The 26,168-nt window shown below is 40.7% G+C and carries 21 protein-coding genes; 12 read left to right on the top strand and 9 right to left on the bottom strand.

Annotation, left to right across the window (positions count from 1 at the left end):
• Positions 1–9 precede the first annotated feature (9 nt).
• On the top strand, positions 10–2,145 hold the full coding sequence (gene katE / locus PJ15_RS01200) for a catalase HPII (protein WP_047427008.1): 2,136 nt from the start codon (positions 10–12) through the stop codon (positions 2,143–2,145).
• Between the two features lie 45 nt (positions 2,146–2,190).
• Here the strand turns inward: katE and PJ15_RS01205 are convergent, their stop codons facing one another.
• From PJ15_RS01205 to PJ15_RS01215, 3 genes are all read right to left on the bottom strand, one after another.
• Complete coding sequence (locus PJ15_RS01205) at positions 2,191–3,159, bottom strand: N5-glutamine methyltransferase family protein (protein ID WP_047427010.1); 969 nt, start codon at positions 3,157–3,159, stop codon at positions 2,191–2,193.
• 54 nt (positions 3,160–3,213) lie between these two features.
• Complete coding sequence (locus PJ15_RS01210; protein ID WP_047427013.1) at positions 3,214–4,092, bottom strand: SDR family oxidoreductase; 879 nt, start codon at positions 4,090–4,092, stop codon at positions 3,214–3,216.
• Between the two features lie 147 nt (positions 4,093–4,239).
• Positions 4,240–4,668, bottom strand: coding sequence for a hypothetical protein (locus tag PJ15_RS01215; RefSeq protein ID WP_047427015.1), 429 nt, complete (start codon positions 4,666–4,668; stop codon positions 4,240–4,242).
• A 380-nt stretch (positions 4,669–5,048) separates the two neighbouring features.
• Here PJ15_RS01215 and PJ15_RS01220 point away from each other — a divergent pair, with 380 nt between their 5' ends.
• A complete protein-coding gene (locus PJ15_RS01220) occupies positions 5,049–6,047 on the top strand; it encodes a KGG domain-containing protein (protein ID WP_047427019.1) in 999 nt (332 codons plus the stop codon).
• Between the two features lie 272 nt (positions 6,048–6,319).
• Here PJ15_RS01220 and PJ15_RS01225 read toward each other — a convergent pair whose 3' ends face one another.
• Positions 6,320–7,534, bottom strand: a complete 1,215-nt coding sequence (locus tag PJ15_RS01225; protein ID WP_047427022.1) for an iron-containing alcohol dehydrogenase — start codon at positions 7,532–7,534, stop codon at positions 6,320–6,322.
• A gap of 622 nt (positions 7,535–8,156) precedes the next feature.
• Between PJ15_RS01225 and PJ15_RS01230 the strand changes: the two genes are divergently transcribed.
• The 5 genes from PJ15_RS01230 to PJ15_RS01250 all read left to right on the top strand — a co-directional run bounded on the left by PJ15_RS01230 (position 8,157) and on the right by PJ15_RS01250 (position 15,796).
• Positions 8,157–9,497: a sigma-54 interaction domain-containing protein gene (locus tag PJ15_RS01230; protein ID WP_406935464.1), complete on the top strand. Its 1,341-nt coding sequence runs from the start codon at positions 8,157–8,159 to the stop codon at positions 9,495–9,497.
• Positions 9,498–9,667: 170 nt separating this feature from the next.
• The gene (locus PJ15_RS01235; RefSeq protein WP_047427027.1) at positions 9,668–11,620 is read left to right on the top strand and encodes an alkyl/aryl-sulfatase; all 1,953 of its coding nucleotides are present in this window, start codon (positions 9,668–9,670) and stop codon (positions 11,618–11,620) included.
• Positions 11,621–11,692: 72 nt separating this feature from the next.
• Positions 11,693–13,063, top strand: a complete 1,371-nt coding sequence (locus PJ15_RS01240; RefSeq protein ID WP_047427031.1) for an OmpP1/FadL family transporter — start codon at positions 11,693–11,695, stop codon at positions 13,061–13,063.
• A 234-nt stretch (positions 13,064–13,297) separates the two neighbouring features.
• Positions 13,298–15,373: a polyphosphate kinase 1 gene (gene ppk1 / locus PJ15_RS01245; RefSeq protein ID WP_047427033.1), complete on the top strand. Its 2,076-nt coding sequence runs from the start codon at positions 13,298–13,300 to the stop codon at positions 15,371–15,373.
• Between the two features lie 177 nt (positions 15,374–15,550).
• Positions 15,551–15,796: a hypothetical protein gene (locus PJ15_RS01250; RefSeq protein ID WP_004771921.1), complete on the top strand. Its 246-nt coding sequence runs from the start codon at positions 15,551–15,553 to the stop codon at positions 15,794–15,796.
• Between the two features lie 46 nt (positions 15,797–15,842).
• Here the strand turns inward: PJ15_RS01250 and PJ15_RS18695 are convergent, their stop codons facing one another.
• Positions 15,843–16,076, bottom strand: coding sequence for a hypothetical protein (locus PJ15_RS18695; protein ID WP_047427037.1), 234 nt, complete (start codon positions 16,074–16,076; stop codon positions 15,843–15,845).
• 184 nt (positions 16,077–16,260) lie between these two features.
• Between PJ15_RS18695 and PJ15_RS01260 the strand changes: the two genes are divergently transcribed.
• The 3 genes from PJ15_RS01260 (at position 16,261) to hppD (ending at position 19,474) form a co-directional block, all read left to right on the top strand.
• Complete coding sequence (locus tag PJ15_RS01260; RefSeq protein WP_047427039.1) at positions 16,261–17,226, top strand: 5'/3'-nucleotidase SurE; 966 nt, start codon at positions 16,261–16,263, stop codon at positions 17,224–17,226.
• 11 nt (positions 17,227–17,237) lie between these two features.
• Positions 17,238–17,882, top strand: a complete 645-nt coding sequence (locus PJ15_RS01265; RefSeq protein ID WP_047427042.1) for a hypothetical protein — start codon at positions 17,238–17,240, stop codon at positions 17,880–17,882.
• A 536-nt stretch (positions 17,883–18,418) separates the two neighbouring features.
• Positions 18,419–19,474 (top strand): 4-hydroxyphenylpyruvate dioxygenase, encoded by a 1,056-nt coding sequence (hppD, locus tag PJ15_RS01270; RefSeq protein ID WP_004771926.1) that lies wholly within the window; start codon positions 18,419–18,421, stop codon positions 19,472–19,474.
• Between the two features lie 66 nt (positions 19,475–19,540).
• On the opposite strand, the gene PJ15_RS01275 is transcribed toward hppD, so the two are convergent.
• From PJ15_RS01275 to fahA, 4 genes are all read right to left on the bottom strand, one after another.
• On the bottom strand, positions 19,541–20,320 hold the full coding sequence (locus PJ15_RS01275; protein ID WP_005257259.1) for an IclR family transcriptional regulator: 780 nt from the start codon (positions 20,318–20,320) through the stop codon (positions 19,541–19,543).
• 280 nt (positions 20,321–20,600) lie between these two features.
• Complete coding sequence (locus tag PJ15_RS01280; RefSeq protein ID WP_005257261.1) at positions 20,601–21,149, bottom strand: VOC family protein; 549 nt, start codon at positions 21,147–21,149, stop codon at positions 20,601–20,603.
• A 19-nt stretch (positions 21,150–21,168) separates the two neighbouring features.
• Entirely contained in the window at positions 21,169–21,801 is a 633-nt protein-coding gene (gene maiA, locus PJ15_RS01285; protein WP_047427047.1) for a maleylacetoacetate isomerase, read from the bottom strand.
• Entirely contained in the window at positions 21,788–23,092 is a 1,305-nt protein-coding gene (gene fahA / locus PJ15_RS01290) for a fumarylacetoacetase (RefSeq protein ID WP_047427050.1), read from the bottom strand. The genes maiA and fahA overlap by 14 nt, the downstream gene beginning before the upstream one ends.
• A 354-nt stretch (positions 23,093–23,446) precedes the next feature.
• Here fahA and PJ15_RS01295 point away from each other — a divergent pair, with 354 nt between their 5' ends.
• Positions 23,447–24,835, top strand: coding sequence for an amino acid permease (locus PJ15_RS01295; RefSeq protein ID WP_047427053.1), 1,389 nt, complete (start codon positions 23,447–23,449; stop codon positions 24,833–24,835).
• Between the two features lie 160 nt (positions 24,836–24,995).
• Entirely contained in the window at positions 24,996–26,168 is a 1,173-nt protein-coding gene (locus PJ15_RS01300; RefSeq protein ID WP_200045279.1) for an MFS transporter, read from the top strand.

The following is a 26,168-nucleotide window of genomic DNA, read 5'->3' on the forward strand; positions in this document are numbered from 1 at the left end:
GGTAGCCCAATGAATGACGATCTTAAAGATAACAATACTAAAAGTGCTTTAGCTGGGAATACACCAGACAAAAGTAATCAGACTGAAAAGACCAGACAGCTTGATCAGGTAAGAAGTGATGCCACCGACGAAGCATTAACGACCAATCAAGGGGTAAAAATTGCAGATAACCAGAATAGCTTAAAAGCGGGTGTGCGAGGCTCAACTTTACTCGAAGATTTTATTTTGCGTGAGAAAATTACGCACTTTGACCATGAGCGTATTCCAGAACGGATTGTGCATGCGCGTGGTGTCGGTGCACATGGTTATTTTCAGGCTTATGAAGGCAATGAACGTTTTACCAAAGCGGGTTTCCTGACTGATCCAAGCATACAAACACCTATTTTTGTGCGTTTTTCGACAGTTCAGGGGCCACGTGGTTCGGCGGATACAGTACGTGATATCCGTGGTTTTGCCATTAAGTTCTATACCCAAGAAGGCAATTTTGATCTGGTTGGCAATAATGCCCCCGTATTCTTTGTTCAGGATGGGATTAAATTTCCTGATTTCGTTCATGCAGTAAAACCTGAACCACATAGAGAAATTCCGACTGGTGCGACTGCGCATGATACTTTCTGGGATTTTGTTTCACTGGTGCCTGAGTCCGCGCATGCGGTGATGTGGGCGATGTCTGATCGTGCAATTCCACGTAATCTACGTTCGATTCAGGGCTTTGGTGTGCATACTTTCCGTTTTGTAGATGCTCATGAAAAAGCACGTTTTGTGAAATTTCACTGGACACCGAAACAGGGTTTAAGTGCACTGGTTTGGGATGAAGCACAAAAGCTGGCAGGTAAAGATCCTGATTTTCATCGTCGAGACCTGTATGAAGCCATTGAGCAAGGCCTGTATCCTGAGTGGGAACTGGGTGTGCAGATTGTTGAAGAAGAAGATGAGATGAGCTTCGATTTTGACCTGCTCGATCCGACTAAAATTATTCCTGAAGAATTGGTTCCGATTACGCCAATTGGCAAGTTTGTGTTGAATCGTAATGTGGATAATTTCTTTGCAGAGACCGAGCAAATTGCATTCTGCCCAGGTCATATCGTACCAGGGCTTGATTTCACTAATGATCCACTCTTACAGGCTCGTTTATTTTCCTATACCGATACTCAGTTAAGTCGTTTGGGTGGCCCGAATTTCCATCAGATCCCAATCAATAAGCCTGTATGTCCATTCCACAATAATCAGCGTGATGGCATTCATCAGCATCAAATCCATAAAGGTCAGGCTTCATATCAGCCGAATTCGATTGATAATAACTGGCCGATTGAGATTCCTGCTGCTGCACAGAATGGCGGCTTTGAAAGTTATCAGGAGCGCATTGATGGACACAAAATTCGTCAGCGTAGTGAATCTTTCTCGGATCATTTTTCACAAGCGCGTTTGTATTATCAGAGCTTGGCACCGCATGAGCAAAAACATGTTGTCGATGCCTATACTTTTGAATTAAGCAAGGTACAGCGACCGCATATCCGTGAGCGTGAAGTTCAGGAAGTGCTGGCCAATATTGATACCGATCTCGCGAAACAAGTTGGACAAAATCTTGGAATCGAGGTGCCGGACTTAAAAGAAAACTTTAAGCAGGCCAGCATTGAAAAATCTGAAAAACTTTCTATGCAGGCGTTTATTCCTGAGGATATTCAGGGCCGTAAAATCGCCGTACTGATTCATGACAAAGTCAATGCGGAGACATTACGTACCATCATTAACTGGTCGATTCAGGAAAATGCGATTGTGCATTTATTAACGCCAATGCTGGCACCAGTAAAAGGGTCACGCGATGAAGTGATTACCTCGGATGGCATGCAGAAAGCGGAACCTTCTATTATCTATGATGCTGTGGTGATTGCAGATGGCGATAATTTAGATGCTGTTTTGGCGGATGGTGTGACCAAGCATTATTTACTTGAAGCCTATAAGCATTTAAAACCAATTGTATTCTTGGGTGATAAGGCTGAATTACTGGATCAGCTCGACTTAGAGCCAGATGAAGGCACGCTATTGCAAGATGATTTCCGTCATGTGGCCGAGAAGCTAAAACAGTTACTCCGTCATCATCGGGTTTGGGCGAGGGAAGCTGTGGCAGAAGCCATACCCGCCTAATGCTAAAAAGCTCCGTCATGGAGCTTTTTTTTATATTCAAAAAAATCAGGCAGCAGAGAGCTTGATCAAAACCACAGCAATTCTTTCAATATGTTGATAGGCTTGTTGTTCAAGTTCTTCCCCAAACACATCAGGGTCAATTTCTTCATAACTGTAGTTAAAGTCTGGATAATCTTGTATCCAGCTATGGACTGCTTCTAAAAACTTATTGCCGTCCTGACTGATCGCTATGCCAGTATATAAAAATAACGTGCCTTGAGGCGTCAGTCTTTTGATTGCTTCGCTGAGAATACGAAAGGATAAATCAGTGCCATCCAGCGCATTGCCGCCGTGCCGATATTGGCGTTCATGCAAATCCATCAGATAAGGAGGATTTGCAAAGATCAGGTCAAAATGCCCCTCCAGATCGGAAAAAAGATTACTCTGTATGGGGAAAATATTACTTAACCCTGTAAAATCTTTATTCACCTGACTATAAAACAGTGCTTTAGGATTAATGTCCGCAGTAAAAATTTCAGTAGCCTCAGGAATTAACTTGGCAATCGTAATGGCGACAGGCGAAGCACCACAACAAAGTTCCACACTACGCTGTATAACATGTGTCTGGTGGAGTAAGCATTGTTTAAGATGATAATAAAAACGATAAGTATCAGGCCCAAAGAACACTGCATCGGTTTCAAGCGTTGGAAAAGCTGAATGGATAAATAACTTTTCATCCAGAGATGCCACTCGAACTGTACTCAACCATTGATGATCTTCAAGACGGATCAGGTCGGCATTTTTTAAGATCAGAAAAAGTTGTTGATCCAGAGCTTCAGGATAAAAGGGCAGATTCCAGCCAAAAATATCCTTTAAGCTTCTCGCTGTATTGGATAAGTATTTCTTGCGCTTCAAAATCCGTTCATGACTAAGCGGTGTAATGACGGTAAAACGATAATGCTGTTCTTCTAAAAAATGGAGTAAATAGTGCAAAGCCCTTTGCTGTATACCTTCCATAGTAAAATGCTGATTCATTTTATAGCCTCTTATTGTTATTAAAAAACCTCCCAAAGGAGGTTTTATACTGGCTTAGCCATTGATAATTTCACCGCCGTTCACGTGGATAACCTGTCCTGTAATATAACTGGCATCATCGGAAGCCAAGAATAAGTATGCAGGCGCAACTTCACTCGGTTGGCCCATTCGTCCCATGGGTGTATCCTGACCAAATTTCTCTACTGTTTCTGCATCAAAACTACTTGGAATGAGCGGGGTCCAGATCGGGCCAGGGGCAACACCATTCACACGGATGCCTTTTTTCTGCTTCATGAGATTCGTCGACAAACTGCGGGTAAATGTTGTAATCGCGCCTTTGGTACTGGCATAGTCTATTAACTCATCGTGCCCGTGATAACTGGTAATACTGGTGGTATTAATAATACTGTCTCCTTCTTTTAAATGAGGCAGTACCGCTTTAGTTAAATAAAACATCGAGAAAATATTGGTTTTAAAGGTTCTCTCTAACTGTTCATTACTAATATTGATTAAATCTTTTTGCTGAAACTGAACGCCAGCATTATTAATTAAGATATTAATTTTCCCAAAAGCCTTTACAGTCTCCTCAACACACTTTTCTGAGACGTCAGGATCAGTTATATCTTCTTTAAACAGTAAACATTGTCGACCTTCTTGCTCAACCAGTTGTTTGGTTTTTTCAGCATCTTCTTGTTCTTCAAGATAAATAATTGCAATATCTGCACCTTCACGAGCAAATAATACGGCAATAGAACGGCCTATACCGCTATCACCACCACTAATCAGTGCAACTTTATTTTTGAGTTTATTGCTGCCCTGATGCGTCGACTTGATAATTTCAGGTTCTGGATGCATCGCTTGTTGCTTACCAGGTTGGTGTGGTTGTTCTTGGGCAGGCGCAGAAGTTGGATATTGATTCGGATTGTTGCTCATCTCTAAAGTCCTTTGATTCGATTATTTTTTATCATCTTTGAAAAAGATGTTATTTTCGGTAAGGACAATGTTTTGATTAGTTGGAATTGTATTTATTCCGTAGACGCTAGTAAAAAAATATAAATTTTATCCATTATCAAATAACTGCTAGACGAGAGATAAAATCTTAATATGGTGACTGGCTATAATATCTTCGACAAGTGTTCTATTTTCAGTATCTTGGGTCCAATTTTCAATGGCTGTGGATTGTTCTAGATTGAGGATTAGTCTAATTATTTTCTCGGCTTCCTGTAATTGTTCGTTATTGATCGATGATCGTTGAGATTCTAGCGCCTTAGGATTTTCGTACTTATCGCTATAAATTTCAATATTTTTCATATTGTTAGTAATGTGTAGAATGCGCTGAAATGGTAATGTAATGTCTTTTTTTTCTACCTTATAAAACCAGTCCGAATCATATGCCAGCCAGTCGTGGTTATCTGTATCTAAATGAGCCAGCAAAATTTCAGGGCTAAGTAATGTCATAAAGCTAGGTTGTAGTTCCAAATCTGAACTGACTTCCATTTTTTTACTCATTTTAAATCTCCTGAAAATTTATTCAATCGTATCTTTTAATGTCTAAAACTTTATTGTTTCTTTAAATGTGTGCTTTGTGTTTTTTTATATCCACTTTAATGATTTTGATTGGGGTTGTAAAAGAATGTTTATTTGTTGTCTTTATTAATTCTTTCTTCTCTGTGTTATTTAAAGCGTAAAAAATATATAGGAAGTTTAAAAGATGATACTTAAAAATTACTCATATAACATGATGATATCAGTTTTATAAAAAAATAAATTGGCAACATTTAAAAGTATTGAAACATAGCAGGGTTAGAGCAAAAGTATTTTATCTCTTATGGTGAATATAGCCGCTATATAACGGTGCATCTATAATTTTAATAGAGGAAGAGATAATCATGGCTAATCAAGATTCTAGACAAGATGATCAAGATAATAATTCAGGTACCTCAAACCGTGGATTCGCCAGCATGGATCCAGATCGCTTACGGGAAATAGCGAGTAAGGGCGGACGCGCTGCCCATGCAAGCGGAAATGCGCATGAATTTACCACCGAAGAAGCCCGTGAGGCTGGACGTATGGCCCATTCACGGGGAAATGCACATGAATTTACTTCAGAAGAAGCGCGTGAAGCTGGTTCTTTAAGTCATAAAAATGGTCGTCGTTCTAGTAGCCGCGATGACGACGACGATTATGACGATCGTGGTGGTCGCGGTCGTAGCCGCCGTGATGATGACGATGATTATGATGATCGCGGTAGCAACCGTTCAGGTGGACGCGGCCGCAGCCGTCGTGATGACGACGATGATTATGATGATCGCGGTGGCAACCGTTCAGGTGGTCGTGGCCGCAGCCGTCGTGATGACGACGATGATTATGATGATCGTGGTGGCAACCGTTCAGGTGGTCGCGGCCGTAGTCGCCGTGACGACGACGATGATTATGATGATCGTGGTAGCAACCGCTCAGGTGGACGCGGTCGTAGCCGTCGTGATGACGACGATGATTATGATGATCGCGGTAGCAACCGTTCAGGTGGTCGCGGTCGTAGCCGTCGCGATGACGACGATGAAGATGATCGCGGTAGCAACCGTTCAGGTGGACGCGGTCGTAGCCGCCGTGATGATGCCGATGAAGATGATCGTGGTGGCAACCGTTCAGGTGGTCGCGGTCGTAGCCGTCGTGATGATGACGATGAAGATGATCGCGGTAGCAACCGTTCAGGTGGCCGCGGCCGCAGCCGTCGCGATGACGACGATGATTATGATGATCGTGGTGGCAACCGTTCAAGTGGACGTAGTCGTAGCCGTCGTGATGACGACGATGATTATGATGATCGTGGTAGCCGCGGTCGCGGTAATCAAAAACGTGATGAATACGGACGTTTTACCAGCTAAATTAAGCCGTATTGTTGCATTAAATAATGTACAGGCTTTCTTTGCCTAAGCCATTGTTTAATAAAAGCTAAGGATATTGAATAAATGTTTTATTCAATATCCTTTTTTAATTGCTATTTCAACTGCTGTAAATCTAAAAAGATATTCTTTCCGTAAAATGAATCGCCCGCTAAAAAATTCGGTTGAACTCGAGATTCCTAGATCAAGTATTCATCGCTTATTTTATATTTGATTGGCAGATATACGATCACGGGCAGCTTTTTAGATCAGTTTTATGTGTAGCTTTCCTCAGTAAGTTTATTCTCGTCAATAAGTGCTGGTTTTTGCTCTTGCCAAAGTTGTTGGTAAAGCGTGATGATCTGTTCAATCGTTGGTACGACTGGATTATTTAATGGTGAACCTGAAGCCAATGCTTGTTCAGCCATCGTATGTACGACCTGATCAAAATCACTTTTACTGACACCAAACTCAGCTAAGCTGGGTACTGCTAAATCTCGATTAATCTCAATCAGCGTATCAATGAGCTTCTGATTGGCGACGTCATCCGAATCATCATGATTTGCACAGCCGATCGCTTTGGCACATTCTGCATAGCGTTCAGGGGCGGCTTGAATTGAAAAAGCAGTGATTGTAGGTAACAGCATTGCATTCGATAAACCATGAGGCACGTGGAAAAAGGCACCAATCGGTCGGCTCATGCCATGCACCAAGGCAACGGAGGCATTGGAAAAGGCAATGCCAGCCAAAGTTGATCCAAGCATCATTTTTTCACGAGCAGATTCATTGCTGGGTTGGTGATACGCTGTTTGCAAATTTGGTCCGATCAATCTCATTGCCGCGATTGCCTGCGCATCACTATATGGACTGGCTTTTTTACTCACATAAGCTTCTATTGCATGGGTAAGTGCATCAATTCCTGTATCTGCTGTGGTTCGGGCCGGCAGAGACATGGTGAGTTCATAGTCGATAATCGCTGCAACAGGCAAAAAGCCTAAACCCGCACAGAGCATCTTTTCGCTGGTCAGGTCATTGGTGATGATGGTGAAACGTGTACATTCAGATCCTGTCCCAGCTGTGGTCGGGATGGCAATAATTGGAAGGCCTATTTCATTGACTTGTCGGGGAAATTTATAATCCGCGATGACACCACCGTGCTTGCTTAAAATGCTGATCGCTTTCGCACTATCTATCGGGCTGCCGCCACCAATCGCGATAATGGCATCGTAATCATGGTTTTTGACATGATCAACACCTGCTTCAATCGAGCTAGAGGTGGGTTCGGGAATGGTTTCATCAAAGTAATCACTGTCGATAAGTTCGGCTTTTAATATTTCTTGAATTTGTGCGATGTATCCTAGTGAAACCATCATTTTATCGGTAATGATCAGTGGTTTTTTTGCACCTAAACTATTCAGAATCAGGGGAAGCTTGCTTCGTGCATTTCTGCCAATTTCCATGATCCTTGGCAGATTAATTTGATGAGACATTATTATTCATCCTATTCTTGATTCTTGTATTTTTATATCCTGATACAGCTTGTATCATTATTTATGTATATATTTTACCCGTATGCAAGTCAAACAAAAAAGGGCATGAACTTTTCCTCAAAACCCATCATATGCACTCGCGTTCTATTTCTGATGCCATGATTGCATCTAGCTCTGGCCTAAAATGTATTTCTGTAGAAGCTATGATGTATAAATTTCATTGCTATTCATAGAACATCATCAATCAAACTTATTTCTCAACAATAAAAATCGTTTTCCCAAAAAAGCCTCCTGTATTTGTTCAGTATTTTTATGATGAAAAAAATCATAAATAATGCTTTTTTTCATTAACTTAAAAGTCTTTATTTTTATATCTGACTGATAATTATGGATAATATGTTTTGGCATCATACTTGCTTAATCAGATTTATTAGTTGAAAGATAAATAATTAAATACCAATATGTTTTTGAAGGCATACGGATGAGATGCTGTAAAACTTAGCAATGTTCTAAATCATCACTTAGAACGGTATTTAGAGATAAGACAATGGACTGGATAAATTTCTTTGATAAGGAAAACTCAAGGGACGTGAGAATTTCAAAAAAAATGTTCATTTCAATTATGGACGCAATTGATGATGGAGTATTTATTACAGATGGGATGGGACAGATCTTATTTGCAAATGATGCCTATTTGATGCTGACGGGTCTGGAACGCAATGATCTGATTGATCATTCCATTCAGGAGCTGGTCAATGCAGGCGTACTCTCGCGCTCCGTTTCACTGGAAGTCATTAAAAGCTGTAAAAAAACCACGATCTTGCAATCACTAAAAAATGGCAAAGAACTACTGGTTACAGGTCATCCTGTTTTTCATGAAACCACCAATAGCTTGGTTGCAGTGATTACTTCTGTACGTGATATTACGGCGTTATTACGTGCCCAAAATGCTCAGCGTGAGCTGGAAGATATCAAAAACACTCAGGAAAAATACTCTCATTCCAAGCCATTTGCAGATTTGTTTGAACATTTAAGTGATTCAACCAACCAGATCTATCAACTGGCAGATCGGCTTGCAGCATCTGATATTAAAGTGCTAATTCAAGGCAGCACTGGCACGGGCAAGACCATGTTGGCACGCCATATCCATAATCGCAGCAAAAGGAAAGATAAACCTTTTCTGGAAATTAATTGTGCCACCATGCCTGACGGTTTATTAGAATCTGAACTTTTTGGCTATGTGCCTGGCGCATTCACAGGCGCATTGCAGAAAGGCAAAAAAGGCTTATTTGAAGCGGTGAATGGCGGCACTTTATTTCTGGATGAAGTGGGGGATTTGCCACTGGCCTTGCAGGCAAAAATATTAAAAGTGATTGAAGATAACCGCTTTATCCCTGTTGGCGGCAGTGATTATATTTATACCGATGTCAGGATTATTTCCGCGACACATCATAATTTACAGGAGCTAATGAAGAAGGGAACATTCCGAAATGACCTATATTATCGACTGTGTGTGGCTAAGTTACATTTAGATGATTTAAAAGATCGTATTAGTGAAATCGAACCTTTAACCAATCATTATCTCAAGTTTTTTAATCATAAATATCAGCTCAATAGAACCTATTCCAAAACGGTCATCCAGATGATGAAGCAGTATTCATGGCCTGGAAATATTCGGGAATTGACTAACTTTATCGAACAGACCGTAGTCATGAGTTTGTCTGATCAGATTCAGCCTTCCGATATTCCTGCCAATATTTTTGATGAACCTCAATCTTTGATTGATGTATCTGCCTCACAACCGACAGAGAGAAATCTAAAAAGACAGGTTGAGGCATTTGAATACGGCATTATTGCCAAAGCACTGACAGAGTTTAAAACCACGCAAAAAGCAGCCCAAGCTTTAGGAATTGATCAATCTACTTTGGTCAAAAAGAGACAACGTTATATGGAGAATTTATAAAAGGATTTAGATCTTTCTGGCATCATAAAAAGGAGAATAGAAGCGGTTAATACATTGTTATTTAAACATAAGTTTTAAGTATATATCTGGTTTTACCTACGGTTTTGAGCATCCTAAGACACATTGAAATATAACAGTGAACGGGATAAAAGAAGTTATAAGGAAGTAATATGAAGATTAAAGTCGTTACAGCGTCATTATTATGTGTTTTACCGTTTTATGTTGGCGCAGCGGATGTCAATGTAGAAAAGGCAGTGATTGAATCTCATGCGCTCTATCAAAATAAATATAATTTACAAGATGAACAAGAGTTTAAAAATGCAGAAAGAGGGCTTGTTGCCAAGCCGAGCGGTCAGATCAAAAATGAACAAGGCGATGTGATCTGGGACTTCGATGCCTTTAATTTTATTAACGGTGCTGCCCCTGATACGGTAAATCCAAGTCTATGGCGACAAGCCAAGTTAAATAATAATGCGGGCTTGTTTAAGGTGACAGATGGTGTTTGGCAGATTCGCGGTTTTGATCTGGCCAATATGACCATTATTCAAGGGAAAACAGGCTGGATTATTGTTGATACTTTAACAGCAAAAGAAACGGCTGATGCTGCGATCAAGTTTGCTCGACAATATCTGGGCGATCAAAAAATTTCGGCAATTATTTTTACCCATAGTCATGTGGATCACTTCGGTGGTGCGCTGGGCGTGATTTCGGCTGAAGAGTTGAAGCAAAGAAAGATACCGATTGTTGCACCAGAAGGCTTTATGGAAGAGGCCACCAGTGAAAATATCATGGCGGGCCCTGCTATGACGCGCCGTGCCAGCTATATGTATGGAACATATTTGCCTAAACGTATCAATGGTCTGGTCGATAATGGTCTGGGTAAGGCGGTCGCTGTCGGACAAATGGGAATTTTAGAACCGAATAAATTGATTACACAGCCAGAACAGAAGCTCAAGATCGATGGTCTGGATTTCGTTTTTTATAATGTACCCAGCTCAGAAGCACCGTCAGAACTGACATTCTCCATTCCTTCGCTGAAACTCTACAATGGCGCGGAGATTCTGTCACATACGTTGCATAACCTTTATACCTTGAGAGGGGCAAAAGTCCGCGATACCTTAAAGTGGGTGGGTTATTTAAATCAGGCGCTAGAACAAACCAAAAATTCGGAAGTCTTTGTTGCCCAGCATCACTGGCCAGTTTGGGGCAATGCAAATATTCAGGATTTTATTAAAACGCAAAGAGATGTTTATAAGTTTATCCATGATCAGACGGTTCGTTATATGAACTCAGGGTTAAATGGTGCGGAAATCGCTGAAAAAATTAAACTGCCACCAGAGCTAGATCAGAAATTATATGTACATGGTTATTACGGGACCTTAAAGCACAACGCCAAAGCGGTATATCAATATTATATGGGCTGGTTTGATGCGAATCCTTCCAATCTTGATCCATTGCCACCTAAAGATGCGGCAAAGAAATATATTGAGCTTGCTGGAGGAGAGGCTAACGCACTAAAAAATGCCCAGAAAGCTTATGACCAAGCGGAGTATCGATGGGCAGCAGAAGTATTAAAACATCTGGTCTTTAATAACCCTGACAATGCTCAGGCGAGACAGCTACTCGCTAAAACATACCGTCAACTTGGATATACTGCTGAAGCGTCAACTTGGCGTAATTTCTATTTAATGGGGGCGCAAGAACTGCAAGGCCAGCCTACAGTTAAAAATACCTCGAGTCGTTTAGGTTTACTGATTCATACACCAACCGAAAGATTTTTGGAGGCTATGGCCACCAATCTGGATGTCGAAAATTTAAAAAATGAAAATCAGTGCCTGAATCTGGTCTTAACTGATCGCAATGAAAACTTTGCATTGCGGATCGAGAATTCAGTCATGCTATTTGAAAAAATAGAGCGTAATCGTTTACCAGCCGACTGTCCGACATTAAGCCTCACCAAGCTTTCGTATTTGAGACTGATCAGTGGTGAAACCAATCCTGCCAAACTGCTGCAATCTAAAGACAGCGAGATAAAAGGCAATCCGATGAAAGTTGGACAATTCTTTGCGCTATTTAAAAAGCCAACGCCTAATTTTCCAATTTTGACTCGACCAGACTATTAATTAATATTTTAAGAAAATCGAAGGGAGTAGAGCAATAAAAAAGCTCCCTTTCATTCTACAAGGAAATGTAAAATGAATCATAAAATCAATTGTTTACTATTAGCGGTTTTTTCAACACAATTAAATGCCGCTGCTTTTGATCGAAATGGACAATCCATTTCAGCCTTTTTACAGCCAGGAAATTATTTTGAAGCAGGTTTATCCGTCATGGATAGCTCCCTACAAGGACAAGAAGCGGGTATCAATGCTTCGCGTCAATCGATCTCTGATATTGCAAATTCAAGTTATTGGCCCTCAGCCGCATTAAAACTACAACTCGCGCCAAAGTTTTCTTTTGGTTTTATTTATGATGAACCTTTTGGGTCAGATACGGAGTATTCAGGCAATAATAGCTTTGTCGCCACCTCAAATGATATTGTTTTATTGCCAGGAATGACGACCACGAGAATTGCCCAAGCGACCTCCAATAACGCGCCAACAGGCAATACCAAATCCAGCTTTGATATCCAGAATTTAAGTTTTATTTTTGGTTATCAGCCCAATAAAAACTGGAATTTTTATCTCGGCCCGACCTATGAAAACTTTAAGAGTCAGGTTGAACTTAGAGGTGCGGTGTTCAGTCTCTATAATGGCTATGATTTTCACAGCAAAGCCGTGGGTGACTGGGGCTGGTTGGCTGGTTTTGCGTATCAGATTCCAGAAAAAGGTTTGAAAGCCTCATTAACCTATCGTTCTGAAATAGAACATAAAGTCAACGCAACTGAAAATGCGCCGTTGATTGATATGTTAAGCACCCAGCAAGGACGTGATCTGGTCGACCAGCATTTAAGTTATATGGTCTCGATTGGGCAAATGACTGAGCAGAAAAAAGCAGCACTCAACCATATTGTGGCTGAGTTGCCCAATGCGAATAGCTCTGGAACCACCAAGTTCAAGACACCAGATTCCGTTAATCTTGAGTTCCAAACGGGCTTGCGCCCAGGAACATTGTTATTTGGTAATGTACGCTGGGTGAACTGGAGTGACTTTTCTTTTCAGCCTTATCGTTTTGGCGAAATTTCCAAGATTGTGGGCAGTTTGTCTACGCCAAGTCGACCAGATGGTTTTAATTTAGTTCGTTATTATGATGATCAATGGTCAGCAAATCTTGGGCTAGGACAAAAACTTTCTCAGAAATGGTTTGCTTCGATGTCGGTTGGGTGGGATTCAGGGGCTGGGGAGAAAGTGTCAAGTGGTGGGCCTGTGAAAGGCTACTATAATGTTGGGATTGGTGCACAATATAGTCCCACAGCTCAAACTTTTATTTCAGGTGGCGTGAAATATTTCTGGCTGGGTGATGCAAAAGCGCAACTGGGTGCACAGGCTGGCAGTGATTATTACGTGGCTGAGTTTAGTCAAAATCACTCCATCGGTTATGGGCTTAAACTGGGTTATAAATTTTAGACCATAGACATAGAGATGTTTTAATCGTGGTTTTATTTTGAACCGCTATTGACTCATCTCTTTCATTTGATCTCGTATGGTTTTAACTTGAGCGAGATCAAATGATTTATCTTTTTGGCAAGAAATTTATTTATGTCATTAATCTGCAATATATTTTTAAGAAAATAGGAGATTGAGAAATCCGTTTCTAGTTGCTTTATCGCAAAGTAATTTACATATAAAAAAGAGTAATCAATGACCTCACTGCATGCACTCAAAAATGCTCAAGAACATAGTTTAGAAACATATCTAAATCGAGAGTTGTCGCTATTAGAGTTTCATAAACGTGTGCTTGCACAGGCAAAAGATGTTGAACATCCGCTACTGGAACGACTTAATTTTTTAATTATTTTCTCTCGAAATTTAGACGAATTTTTTGAAATCCGCGTTGCCAGTCTGCTACAACAAATCAATATGTCGACTCAGGTCACAGGGCCAGATGGAATGCCGCTTGCAGAGGTGTTGCAGCAAATTTCTAAAGTGGTTCATGAGGCGGTAGAAGAACAATATAAGATCCTGAATTATACGATTTTGCCCCAGTTACAAGGTCATGGGGTACATTACATACAACATGCCGATATTTTAGAAAAGCATAAGGCTTGGATTAAAGATTATTTCTACAGTGAAGTACAACCTGTAGTCACACCGATCAGTCTGGACCCCGCTCATCCATTTCCACGCTTAGCCAATAAAAGTCTGAACTTTATTGTTACCTTGGAAGGTAAGGATGCATTTGGCCGTGAAATTGATTTAGCGATTGTACCCGCACCGAGATCTTTACCTCGACTGGTAAAATTACCTCATCATGTTTCAGGTAGCGCAGAACACTATATTTTACTGTCGGCGATTATTCAGGAACATATCTCGGACTTGTTCCCTGGCATGAAGGCAACAGGTTGTTATCAATTTCGTGTCACCCGAAATGCCGATTTAACAGTATCAGAAGATGTTGAAGATCTGGCGGTTGCATTAAAAGGTGAGCTATCTGCAAGACGTTTTGGACGCGCCGTCCGACTTGAAGTCAATAAAAACTGTCCAGATCATATTGCTGATTATTTACTGGAACAATTTGAACTCGAAAAAGAACATTTATATTTTGTTGATGGTCCCGTCAATCTGGCGCGTTTTATCTCAAATTTCGATTTACCTGAATTACGCTTTAAGCCTTATCTACAAAAAATTCCTAAAGCACTTTATAGCAAGAAGCCAATCTTTGATGTGCTCAAGGCAGGCGATGTACTGTTACACCATCCATTTGACAGTTTTGCTCCTGTGATCAAGCTTTTGCGGGATGCCGCTTATGATCCGAATGTGCTTGCGATTAAGCAAACGCTTTACCGAAGTGGAGCGGATTCCGAGATTGTGAAAATCCTTGCGGAAGCTGCAAGAAATGGTAAAGAAGTCACCGCTGTCATTGAGCTGAGAGCGCGATTTGACGAAGAATCAAATATTGAAGTGGCGAATGTATTGCAAGAGGCAGGTGCGGTTGTTGTTTATGGCATCGTTGGTTATAAAACACATGCAAAAATGATTCTGGTGGTGCGTCGCGAGCAAGACAAGATTAAACGTTATGTGCATTTGGGCACAGGAAATTATCACGCAACCAATGCCAAAATTTATACCGATTATGGGCTGCTTACGGGTGACGATGACATTTGTGAAGATGTCCATAAAGTCTTTCAGGAATTGACGGGCATGGGGAAAATGGCCAAGTTAAAGAAACTTTTCCATGCACCTTTTACCTTACATGCACAACTGATTGACCTGATTCAGCAAGAAATCGAAAACAGCAAAGCGGGTAAGAAAGCGCATATCATGATTAAGGTCAATGCCTTGACCGAAGCACAATTGATTCATGCACTTTATAAAGCATCACAGGCGGGAGTGCAGGTTGATCTGATCATCCGTTCCATCTGCTGTCTAAGACCGCAAGTGAAAGGACTTTCGGAGAATATCCGTGTTCGATCGATCGTGGGGCGCTATTTAGAACATACCCGTGTTTACTATTTCTATAATGATGGTGATGCTAAGCTGTATTGCGCCAGTGCGGACTGGATGGGACGTAATCTGTTTTCCCGCATCGAAACTTGCTTCCCGATTGAAGACAAGAAACTTAAGAAATTGATTATCGAAGATGGCTTGAATAATTATCTCAAAGACAACCGCCGTGCTTGGGAGCTTCAAGCGGACGGGATCTGGACGCAGTGTCAGCCTAAACCGAATCAGGCCGTGCATATTGCTCAGCGTTACCTGATGGATAGAGAATTTTAATCAAATTCTATTGGTCATTGAATTGTCATAACATCAGATTATTCTAATTCTATAAGAACAAGAAACAGTTGGTTAGAGCATAAAAATAATAATTTTGATGTTTTCTGACACAACATTCTGATGGCTTCTGAACCCACTTCGGTGGGTTTTTATTTCATAAGGGGTAAAATGTAAAGTATGGTTGAGCAAGACAACACAACAAGCTTAAATAGAAGACGAAATACGCGTCAAAGTTATCAACTCTTTGTCGCGTATAAAAAGTTTCTGCAAGAAAAGAAGCGGCAGAATGATGAAAATAGTCGCTTAATTTTTATTGTCAATTATCTGGAAAAGATTAATTTTGAATTATATGGCATGGATGGCAAAGAACAGCTGATTGCAGAACTGGAAAAATATTATAACGAAAATGAAATTCTGATTTAAACGTATAAATTGCAAATACAATCATCAATATTTTCAGGCTAGAATCTTATTCTAGCTCAAGTTGATAATCATCTTTAGTGACCTTAATTTTTATCTTTTTATACCTTCTTTTATTTGGATTTAATGCTGAATCTGTCACCTCTGTGGCAAAGTTCGAGTTGCCCATAAGATGATAATAGGCTTTATAACCGATTAAAATTTTTTGTGGTCTGGCGCCATGCTTATGGCTATAAGAATCAATAAGTTGGGTCAGTTTTTCAAAGGTTGATATCTCGTTCATAGTTCAATTATCGCTGTGGTCTTTATCAATTATTTATTTAAATTAATCGAACTTTGTTAAGAATTTAAGACAGCGAATAGATATGAATCAGGTGGTTTGCTAAAGCCTCTACGCGAATACGTCATAAATTTTTCATATTTCAACACTATTGTTTCTGGCGAATATTTTGAATAGTGATAGGACGATGAAAAAGAGTTTTTGGGGTGGATTAATTTTAGCTGCATGTTCGACGCAGACTTTTGCTTTAAATATTTTAATTGTGAATGATGATGGCTTAACCAGTAATGTCAAAGCGCTTTATGATGAGTTAAAAGCCAATGGTCATAGTGTCGCTGTATCTGTACCATGCTCACCACAAAGCGGACGTGGTGGTGCGATTGTGATGTACAGCGCCAGCGTAATTTCGGCGGATAATGATAAGCAGATTGCGGCTGAAAATGGTTGCCATAATGGGGCGGCGGCGATTGGCGCACCAGCAGCAGGTGCTTTTACCAAAGCAGGTTATACCAATGGGGATTGGAGTTATGTGCACGGCACACCCGTCATGGCAACTGCTTATGGTCTGGATGTGGTTGCCAATAAGCGTTGGGGTAAAGCACCTGATCTTGTCCTGTCAGGACCAAATGAAGGACAGAATGTTGGTCGGGTTGTGGTTCATTCGGGCACGATTGGTAATGTACAGTTTTCGGCAGCGCGAGGAATTCCTTCCATTGCCCTAAGTGCAGATCCAAATACGGTTGATGATAAAACTTTAAATAATGCCAATTCCGTGATTGTGGCAAAACAGACAGTCGTATTATTAAAAGAGCTGCAAAATAAAGCCGGTCAGGGTGCTTTGTTACCTAAAGGCATTACCTTGAATGTCAACTTTCCAAAGAACTTAAGCACCAGCACTCCGTTCGCGTTCTCGAAAATTGGTAGCTATGACTTGTATAACTTTAATTTTAAAGTCAGCAAAGATGATAAAGGTGGTAACCAATATGGTTTAGGTTTTGGCATTAATTCCAATGCACCAACAGCAGCACAAGCAACAGATGAAAGTGCTGTTGTACAAAGCAAGATTGCAGTGACTGCAATGCAAGTGGCCTACGACCATCGTCCTGCAGCGCAAGAATGGCTAAAGATCCGTCTTAAAAACCTGTTCAAGTAAGGGGAAGGCCAATGCAACGTTGTTTATGGGTATTACTTCTTGGCTTCGCCTTGAGCGCTTGTCATGATGACAATAATGATCGACAAGAACAGCCAGCCGAGAAGTCAGAGCCAGTTCCTGCTTTAGCAGTGGGTACTTATTCGGTTAGTATCGAAACCGATCAGGAATTGCCTACAGTGGGTAAATACTATTCAGGTACGGATGGCACCAAGCTGGTGGTTTTGAATGATGAGCAAGATCGCGCTCAGATCGTGATGCATTATGATGTAGCAACTAAAACATGGTATAGCAATCAAAGTGATAAAAATCTCAAGCTTGAATTTGCCCATTATGAAAAAATTGCTGATCAAAAGCTAAGTTTGAATGAGCTGGTGGGAAGCTATACCTTATCTTTGGCTGACGGTAGTTCGATTCCTGTTGAGGTGAAAGCTCAAGGGCAAATGATTTCACTTGATCAAAACTGTAGCTTTACAGCAAAAATCAGTGAGAACTCATTGGCAAATGCTGCAAGTTATCAATTCACTGAAAATAAATGTGCAGCCTTAAAAAATAATGAAAAAGGTTATGTCGTAGTCGATCCGGATCTGGAGCCTGCTGCTTTTAGATTGTTATCGGATACGGTTGATTCCAAAGATCTTTGGGCATTTCCATCCTAAAATAAGAGCATCCCGATAATATTTTGTTATCGGGATGCTTCTCATCTTCTATCTCCCTCATCTCTACACCTCCTTTGTTTTGCTTCAGAATAATATTCTGCTTCTAAAGTGCTGACTTTTTGAGCTTGAGACCAATGTCTGATTTAGTTCGAAGCATTTTTCTTTTTAAATTCTGACTCCTAGCAGCTACTGGTTCGAATTGAGTTAAAACACGTTATATACGACAAGAAAAAACCAATAAAATTACACATAACATAATTTAATTATGTATTGCATAACTTCAATCTTTCTTGTAGCATGAATTTATGGTTGAGGGCCTATGCAAAGAAAGTTCATACTTTATGGTTGCATTGGCTTACTTATGGAAGGAAAGGTTTCAACACGGATGCTTTTAATATACTTATAAAAACACCTGTGACCTTTTCTAAAAGTAATGCGTATAAGTGCTGATTTGTTGATTGAGCTGAGATTAGCCAAAACAAAATACGGGACTTTGCATTAACAACGGATGAATTTATCTAAATAAGGGAAACTAGATGGACATTTTAGATAACCCATTAGAACTATGTGGTTTTGCTTTTATTGAATTTGTTTCGACGGAAAATGGATTAGACCAAATCTTTGAAACAATTGGCTTTACCAAGGTGGCGAAGCATAAATCTAAAAAAGTTTATTTATGGCGTCAGGGTAATATCAATATCATTTTGAATTACCAGCCAGAATCTTATGCTTCATTCTTCTTTAAAGAACATGGCCCGTCAGCATGTGCAATGGGCTTTAGAACCCGTGATGCAGCGAAAGCATTTAAAAATGCAATCGAACTGGGCGCAGAGCCGATGTACTCGCAAGCTGGCCCAATGGAATTGAATATTCCTGCGATTAAAGGAATTGGTGGTATGCCAATTTTCCTGGTAGATCGTGATATTTATGAAAATGACTTTGTTTTCTTTGATGATGTCGAGCGTAATCCAAAAGGTGCGGGCTTAAACGAAATCGACCATTTAACCCACAACGTTTATAAAGGACGTATGGAATATTGGGCGAACTTCTATGAAAAAATCTTTAATTTCCAGGAAATCCGTTACTTCGATATTAAAGGTGAATATACAGGTTTGACTTCGAAAGCGTTGACTGCACCAGATGGCATGATTCGTATTCCATTAAATGAAGACTCAGACAAAGGCAATGGTCAAATTGCCGAGTTCTTGGCGGACTTTAATGGTGAAGGTATTCAACATATTGCCTTTATTACCGATGATCTGCTTTCAACATGGGATAAGTTAAAAGGTATGGGTATGCAGTTTATGACCGCGCCACCTGAAACTTATTATGAAATGTTGAAAGACCGTTTACCGGATCATGGCGAGCCAACTGAAGAACTGCAAAAACGCGGTATCTTACTGGATGGCAATACCAAAGATGGTCAGAAAAAACTGTTATTACAGATTTTCTCTCAAAACATGCTTGGGCCAGTTTTCTTTGAATTTATTCAACGCAAAGATGATGACGGTTTTGGTGAAGGTAACTTTAAAGCACTATTTGAATCAATCGAACGTGACCAGATTCGCCGTGGTGTGTTAGAAGCAAAATAAGCTAAAACTGAAAGAAACGAAAAGCCAAGAAGTTTATTTCTTGGCTTTTTTATGAATGAATAAAAATTAACGAGTTTGAATATACTGATTGATCGCAGCCACTTCACGTTTAAATAGTTCCAGTTTTTCACTGCCTTCCTGCACCGAGAAGAACATTTCACTGTCCAGTGCAACAATACAAAACTCCATCGAGTGGTGTGCATTAAAAATTGGTAAACCCACCGCATTGATTCCGACCAGCAGGTCGCCTTGAGCAATCGCCATGCCGTGTTGTAGTGTAGTTTGTTTAAGCGCAAGGAATTCATCCCAATTACTCGGTTTGATCGGGTAGTGGTTCTGTGTCGCTTTTTCCCATTCAGCCAGCATAAGCGGCTTAATGATGGCCTCAGGCATATATGAAGCAAATACGCGCCCCGCAGCGGAGTTGATTAACGGCATAACCGAGCCCACTTTGGTGACAATCGAAATCGGGTGATTTGACTCAATTGATTGCACCACTAATGGGCCTCTAGGCGACCATTTGCTAATCTGGATACCGCAACCGATCTTGTTTTGTAATTCGTAAATCAGATGCTGAACCAGCTGTAATACATCAGTATGCTGAATGCAGTTCAAACCCAGACGCCATGCCTGATCACCTAAGGCATATTGGCCATCTTCAAGCTGTTTTGCATAGTTCATGCGGATCAAGCTGACCAGATAGCGGTGAACTTTGGCAGGGTGCATATCCAGTCGGCTAGATAATTCTTTTAATATAATCGGTTTATTGTGTTCCAAAAGGGCATTGAGTACGGCTAGACCGACCTCAAGTGATTGAACCCCACCAGATAACTTTTCTTCAATCATTCAATAACCCTTAATCTGCATACATTTAGCTGTGTGCGTTTACTGTCAATATTTAGTGTTACATGCAGCACATAATGCCTGAGCATGACCTAAAATAGAAATCATCTTTTTAAATGATTTAAATAGGTGAATTGTATAAGCATACAATTGTTTTTAATCACCTTACACTATATTCGTATCACAAGCATAAGCCATAAAAAGCGTATACATGCGTTATATTCAGGCAATAAAAATCGGCATTGAAGCGATAGAACCCCAATGCCGAGCGTTTGAGCCTGAATTATGCTCCTAGCTCATCTTCATGCAAGAAGTGAGTATGGTGTGGAGCACGTTTGGTACGGCTCCATTCATCCAGCATTTCCATTTTCATTTCTTCTGTAATACGTGAGATTTTGGCATTTGCGTGAACATCATTATAGGTCAGTTCCAGACGATGACCATTTGGATCGAAGAAGTAAATTGAATGGAAAATACCATGATTGGTAACGCCTAATACTTTGACATCATTGGCTTCAAGATGTGCTTTTGCTGCTAATAATGCATTTTGGTCTTCAACTTCAAAAGCAATATGTTGAACCCATTGTGGGGTATTCTCATCACGTCCCATTTCTGGTTGAGTCGGTAATTCAAAAAATGCTAGTACATTGCCTTGTCCAGCATCGAGAAATAGATGCATATAAGGATCAAAGGCTTTGGTAGAAGGTACATGGTCTTCAGCAAATGCCAGAATGAAATCCATGTTGAGCATTTTTTTATACCATTCCACAGTCTCTTTAGCATCTTTACAACGATAGGCCACGTGGTGAATTTTTTTAATTGCAAAGCTCATGATAAAACTCCTTTTATCCCTATTCCCAATCTGGTTGTTGTTCTGGTGCAGCATGTAAAAATGCTGGAAGGGTTAAACAATGTTGATAAATCGATTCAATTTTTGGGAAAGCGCTTAAATCAATCTTGAAGCGCTTTGCGTTATAAACCTGTGGAATCAGGCAGCAGTCGGCAATCGTGGCTTGTGTACCAAAACAGAATTGCCCGTTGGAATGCTGCAACTGTTTTTCCAGACTTTTAAAGCCTTCAATAATCCAGTGCTGATACCATTGATTTTTTTGCTCATCGCTGACTGCAAGATCATTCTTGAGATATTTCAGCACTCTCAGATTATCCAGTGGGTGAATATCACAGGCGATGACCTGAGCAAATGCACGTACTTTGGCGCGTTCAATGCTATCTTTCGGTAACAATGGGGTTGCTGGATATTGTTCTTCCAGATATTCCAGAATACTGAGTGACTGTGAAAGCGCCTGATCCTGATCCATCAGTGTAGGAACAAGCTGGCTTGGATTCAGCGCAACATATTGTTCCTGTTGCTGTTCATTTTTGACCAAATGAACAGGCTGGGTTTCATAGGCAATCTCTTTCAGGTTCAGCGCAATACGGACACGGTACGCGGCCGAGCTACGAAAATAACTATACAGTTTCATAGCGCTCGTCCTTTTGTTCGTTAAAACTAAAGTGACGTGCTGGTAAAATGGTGTTGGCAACTTCGCCAAAGCCCACGCGAATACCATCTTTTTCACAATAACCTTTCATGACGACACGGTCGCCGTCTTCAAGGAAGCCGCGTGTTTCGCCGTTTGAAAGGTGAAGTGGCTTGGTGGTATTCCATGTCAGCTCAAGCAAACTGCCGTAAGAGTTTTCAGTTGGCCCAGAAATCGTACCAGAACCCATGAGATCGCCAACCTGAACATTACAGCCTGCAATGGTATGGTGGGTGAGTTGTTGCGCCATCGACCAGTACATATATTTAAAGTTGGTCTGGCAAATCACTTCTGCTTGTTGTGCTTGAGGTGTTTGTACTTCAACACTCAAATGAATGTCATAGCTGTTTGCAACATTTTCCTGTAAATAGCCGAGTGGTTGTGGCTGTTGTTCTGGGCCTTTGAGTTTAAATGGCTCCAAAGCTTCCATGGTAACGATCCATGGGGAAATTGCGCTGGCAAAAGTTTTGGCATTGAACGGGCCGAGCGGAACATATTCCCATTGCTGGATATCACGCGCAGACCAGTCATTTAGCAACACCATACCAAAGATATGATCCCATGCATTTTCAATCGCAATCGGCTCACCTAGTTCAGTGGCTTTACCTACAATAAAAGCAGTTTCCAGTTCAAAGTCGAGTTTACGCGTTGCTGAAAAAACAGGACGTTCTTCATTTGGTAATTTGATCTGACCAGAAGGACGGACAATATCTTTACCGCTGACAATCACAGAGCTGGCACGACCGTTATAGCCCACTGGTAGTTCACTCCAGTTTGGCAATAAGGCATTTTTCGGGTCTCTGAACATGGTACCAACATTGGTCGCATGTTCTTTAGATGAGTAGAAATCGGTATAGCCCGGTACATGTACTGGTAAATGTAGCGTAACGGCATCTTGTTTCAACAACGCTTTCTGGCGTAAGTCTGCGTTATCGCGTAATGCAGGGTTTTCAGCAGACAATAGGCTTTGCAAGGTTTTACGAACGGCTTGCCAGTTTTGCTTACCTGTTTCAATAAATTTATTTAAGGTTGTTTGATTAAAACAGTTTGGGACGTTGCTGTGTAACACGCCATGCGCTTCTAATGCTGCAAGATCGAGTACCCAGTCGCCAATCGCAACGCCGACACGTTTATCACCTTGTGCTGTTTCGCTAAAGATTCCGTAAGGCAAATTATGAATTGTGAAATCTGATTGTGGATCAATCTCAAGAAAAGAGTTTAATTGTTGCACCATGTTGTACCTTCCTTGTCTCTCATTCTGTGAAAAACGTTTAAATTTTTTATCTTGCTATGTTCAAGCTTTTGAAAAAACGATACATATTTTTCGTCTTATCCATTGAGCTGTCTTGGCTCAAGCAAGAAATATCGACTTTATGATTTCTATCATACTGAAAATAATTAATTACGCAATACATAATTTAATTACATTATTCATAATATTTGTTATTTATTGAATTTTCTGTTTATATGCGCGGTTATCTGAAAAGTAAATCAAATATTTTTTGATTAGAGGTAGGCATTGGTGATTAATTTATGATATACGTAATTTTAGACAAAAAAATTACGCTACAAGGACGAGAATAATCATATGTCAAAACAGGAGCAAGGAAACCTGAAACATGGTTTAAGCAATCGGCACATCCAGCTTATCGCGCTAGGTGGTGCAATTGGTACAGGTCTGTTTCTCGGGATTTCCCAATCAATCAAGTTGGCAGGCCCCTCGGTCATATTGGGTTACGCGATTGCAGGACTAATTGCATTTTTAATGATGCGTCAGTTAGGTGAAATGGTCGTACAAGAGCCAGTAAGTGGTTCATTCAGTCATTTTGCCTATAAATACTGGGGCTCATTTGCAGGCTTTATGTCGGGCTGGAACTATTGGGTACTCAATGTTCTGGTGTGTATGGCAGAGTTGAGTGCAATTGGTCTCTATATTCAGTATTGGTGGCCTGAAATACCGACATGGGTTTCAGCACTGGCTTTCTTTATTTTAATTAACGGTATCAACCTGTTACATGTAAAGTTTTTTGGCGAAATGGAGTTCTGGTTTTCCATCGTCAAAATTTTGGCTATCCTCGCCATGATTGCCTTTGGTTCATATTTACTTGCAACAGGTACAGCAGGGCCACAGGCGAGCATCAGTAACCTTTGGGCATTGGGTGGATTTTTCCCATTTGGTGTTGAAGGTTTAGTCATGGCAATGGCGGTGATCATCTTTGCATTTGGTGGCATTGAATTATTTGGTATTACCGCAGCCGAAGCACGTGAGCCAGATAAAACTCTACCAAAAGCAGTGAACCAGATTATTTACCGTATTCTGATTTTCTATATTGCGACACTTTTCATTCTGTTTGCATTATTCCCTTGGAATCAAATGGCAGCAGGTGGTAGTCCGTTCGTGATGGTATTTGCTTCACTGGACAGTCAAGGTGTAGCGACTTTACTTAACTTTGTGATTTTGACTGCGGCAGTATCGGTATATAACGGTACGAGTTATTGCAGTAGCCGTATGTTGTTAGGTTTGGCCCAACAAGGCAATGCACCGAAATTCCTCAAGCATATCAATAAGCGTGGTATTCCAACCAATGCGGTATATCTTTCAGCTTTCGTGACGGTTTTGTGTGTGTTGTTGAACTATGCATTTCCTGAAAAAGCGTTTGGTTTATTGATGATGCTGGTGGTTGCTGCGATTGTTATTAACTGGGTGGTGATTTCCTGGACACATCTCAAGTTCCGTAAAGCCATGCAAGCAGAAGGCGTAACAACCAAATTCCCAAGTATTGCTTATCCATTTAGTAATTATCTCTGCATGATCTTTATGCTGGGAATCTTGGTGGTCATGTCATTAACACCTGATATGCGTATTGCCGTGATGATGATTCCTGCGTGGATTCTATGTTTGATGCTGGCTTATTTTCTTAAACAGCGAAAGTTAAGAAATACGCAACATAGTGTGGCATTGAATACAGATGCATAAGTTTTGAATATATGATGTGAATAGAAGGGCTGAGTTATTCAGCCCTTTTTTATTGGCGATATCTAAAAAATAGAGTCTCCGTGATTATTGAGCACGAATTAAATTTTTAAATAAGATAAGATTCACTCATATATCAAGTAATAAATCTTAAGGTTTTGAATTGTTTCAATCTCTGAATATCCAGACGCGCTTAGGTGGTTTTTACTTTTTCTACTATTCCATCGTTGGTACATTCATGCCTTATTGGAACCTGTATCTACAAGATCAGGGTTTCAACTATCAAGAGATTGGTATTCTTTCTTCAATTGCGATTATTACCCGTTTTTTTGCGCCACTCATCTGGGGCTGGATCGCCGATAAGTCCGGCAAGCGCATGCTACTAGTGCGCATTGCCACATGGATGGAAGCCTGTATCTGGTTTGCAATATTTGTGATTCCAAACAGCTTTCAATCGGTTGCTTTGCTGATGCTGATTTTTAGCTTCTTCCAGAATGCTATTCTGGCTCAATTTGAAGGGGTGACATTATTTTGGCTGGGTGAAAAACGGGCTGAACTGTATGGCAAAGTGCGTAAGTGGGGTTCGGTCGGTTTTATTGTCGGAGTGTTTTTGATTGGCGCATTATTGGAGATTATTCCAATTGCGATGTTGCCAGTTTTACTTTTAGCGATTTCATTTCTTGCTTTTCTATGGTCATTTAGTATTAAAGAGCCTGAGCATGCACCAAGCTCACAAAAAAAATTACAACCGCTATGGCCTGTTCTGAAAAAACCTATTGTTGCTGCATTCTTTAGCATTGAATTTATTTTATTGTTTTCACTGGCGCCATTTTATAGTTTCTATAGTAATTTCCTCAAAGAAATTGGTTTCAGTACTACACAAATTGGCAGTTTGTGGGCGATGGGTGTTATCGCCGAGATTGTCATGTTTGCAGTCGCGCAAAAAGTATTTTTCACTCGCTTTTCTTGGCGGACACTGGTGGTGATTTGTCTACTGCTGACCAGTCTTCGCTGGTGGCTAGTGGGGATGTTGGAGACAAATTATATCGGACAATTGCTGACCCAATGCCTGCATGCATTTAGTTTTGGGTTGTTCCATCTAATTGCCATGAAAGTGATTTTTCAGAACTTCTCGGCAGAGCAACAGGGACGTGGACAAGCGCTGTATAGCACCATGTGGGGCTTAGGCGTTGCTTCTGGAAGTTTGTTGGCAGGGCATTACTGGCAGATGCTTTCAGGTATGACCATCTTTTTCTGTGCAAGTGTAGTGGTGTTGCTGGGACTATTACTGGTGTTCTGGCTGCCGAATCACATTGAAACAGCAGCCAAAAGCTAA

Origin of the sequence: Acinetobacter sp. neg1 (genome assembly GCF_000788125.1) — a bacterium.
Taxonomy (GTDB): Bacteria; Pseudomonadota; Gammaproteobacteria; order Pseudomonadales; family Moraxellaceae; genus Acinetobacter; species Acinetobacter vivianii.

Excerpts from the sequence above, each read along its gene's own strand:
- katE (WP_047427008.1), top strand. The coding sequence starts at position 10 with ATGAATGACGATCTTAAAGATAACAATACTAAAAGTGCTTTAGCTGGG.
- PJ15_RS01205 (WP_047427010.1), bottom strand. The coding sequence starts at position 3,159 with ATGAATCAGCATTTTACTATGGAAGGTATACAGCAAAGGGCTTTGCAC.
- PJ15_RS01210 (WP_047427013.1), bottom strand. The coding sequence starts at position 4,092 with ATGAGCAACAATCCGAATCAATATCCAACTTCTGCGCCTGCCCAAGAA.
- PJ15_RS01215 (WP_047427015.1), bottom strand. The coding sequence starts at position 4,668 with ATGAGTAAAAAAATGGAAGTCAGTTCAGATTTGGAACTACAACCTAGC.
- PJ15_RS01220 (WP_047427019.1), top strand. The coding sequence starts at position 5,049 with ATGGCTAATCAAGATTCTAGACAAGATGATCAAGATAATAATTCAGGT.
- PJ15_RS01225 (WP_047427022.1), bottom strand. The coding sequence starts at position 7,534 with ATGTCTCATCAAATTAATCTGCCAAGGATCATGGAAATTGGCAGAAAT.
- PJ15_RS01230 (WP_406935464.1), top strand. The coding sequence starts at position 8,157 with ATGGACGCAATTGATGATGGAGTATTTATTACAGATGGGATGGGACAG.
- PJ15_RS01235 (WP_047427027.1), top strand. The coding sequence starts at position 9,668 with ATGAAGATTAAAGTCGTTACAGCGTCATTATTATGTGTTTTACCGTTT.
- PJ15_RS01240 (WP_047427031.1), top strand. The coding sequence starts at position 11,693 with ATGAATCATAAAATCAATTGTTTACTATTAGCGGTTTTTTCAACACAA.
- ppk1 (WP_047427033.1), top strand. The coding sequence starts at position 13,298 with ATGACCTCACTGCATGCACTCAAAAATGCTCAAGAACATAGTTTAGAA.
- PJ15_RS01250 (WP_004771921.1), top strand. The coding sequence starts at position 15,551 with ATGGTTGAGCAAGACAACACAACAAGCTTAAATAGAAGACGAAATACG.
- PJ15_RS18695 (WP_047427037.1), bottom strand. The coding sequence starts at position 16,076 with ATGAACGAGATATCAACCTTTGAAAAACTGACCCAACTTATTGATTCT.
- PJ15_RS01260 (WP_047427039.1), top strand. The coding sequence starts at position 16,261 with ATGAAAAAGAGTTTTTGGGGTGGATTAATTTTAGCTGCATGTTCGACG.
- PJ15_RS01265 (WP_047427042.1), top strand. The coding sequence starts at position 17,238 with ATGCAACGTTGTTTATGGGTATTACTTCTTGGCTTCGCCTTGAGCGCT.
- hppD (WP_004771926.1), top strand. The coding sequence starts at position 18,419 with ATGGACATTTTAGATAACCCATTAGAACTATGTGGTTTTGCTTTTATT.
- PJ15_RS01275 (WP_005257259.1), bottom strand. The coding sequence starts at position 20,320 with ATGATTGAAGAAAAGTTATCTGGTGGGGTTCAATCACTTGAGGTCGGT.
- PJ15_RS01280 (WP_005257261.1), bottom strand. The coding sequence starts at position 21,149 with ATGAGCTTTGCAATTAAAAAAATTCACCACGTGGCCTATCGTTGTAAA.
- maiA (WP_047427047.1), bottom strand. The coding sequence starts at position 21,801 with ATGAAACTGTATAGTTATTTTCGTAGCTCGGCCGCGTACCGTGTCCGT.
- fahA (WP_047427050.1), bottom strand. The coding sequence starts at position 23,092 with ATGGTGCAACAATTAAACTCTTTTCTTGAGATTGATCCACAATCAGAT.
- PJ15_RS01295 (WP_047427053.1), top strand. The coding sequence starts at position 23,447 with ATGTCAAAACAGGAGCAAGGAAACCTGAAACATGGTTTAAGCAATCGG.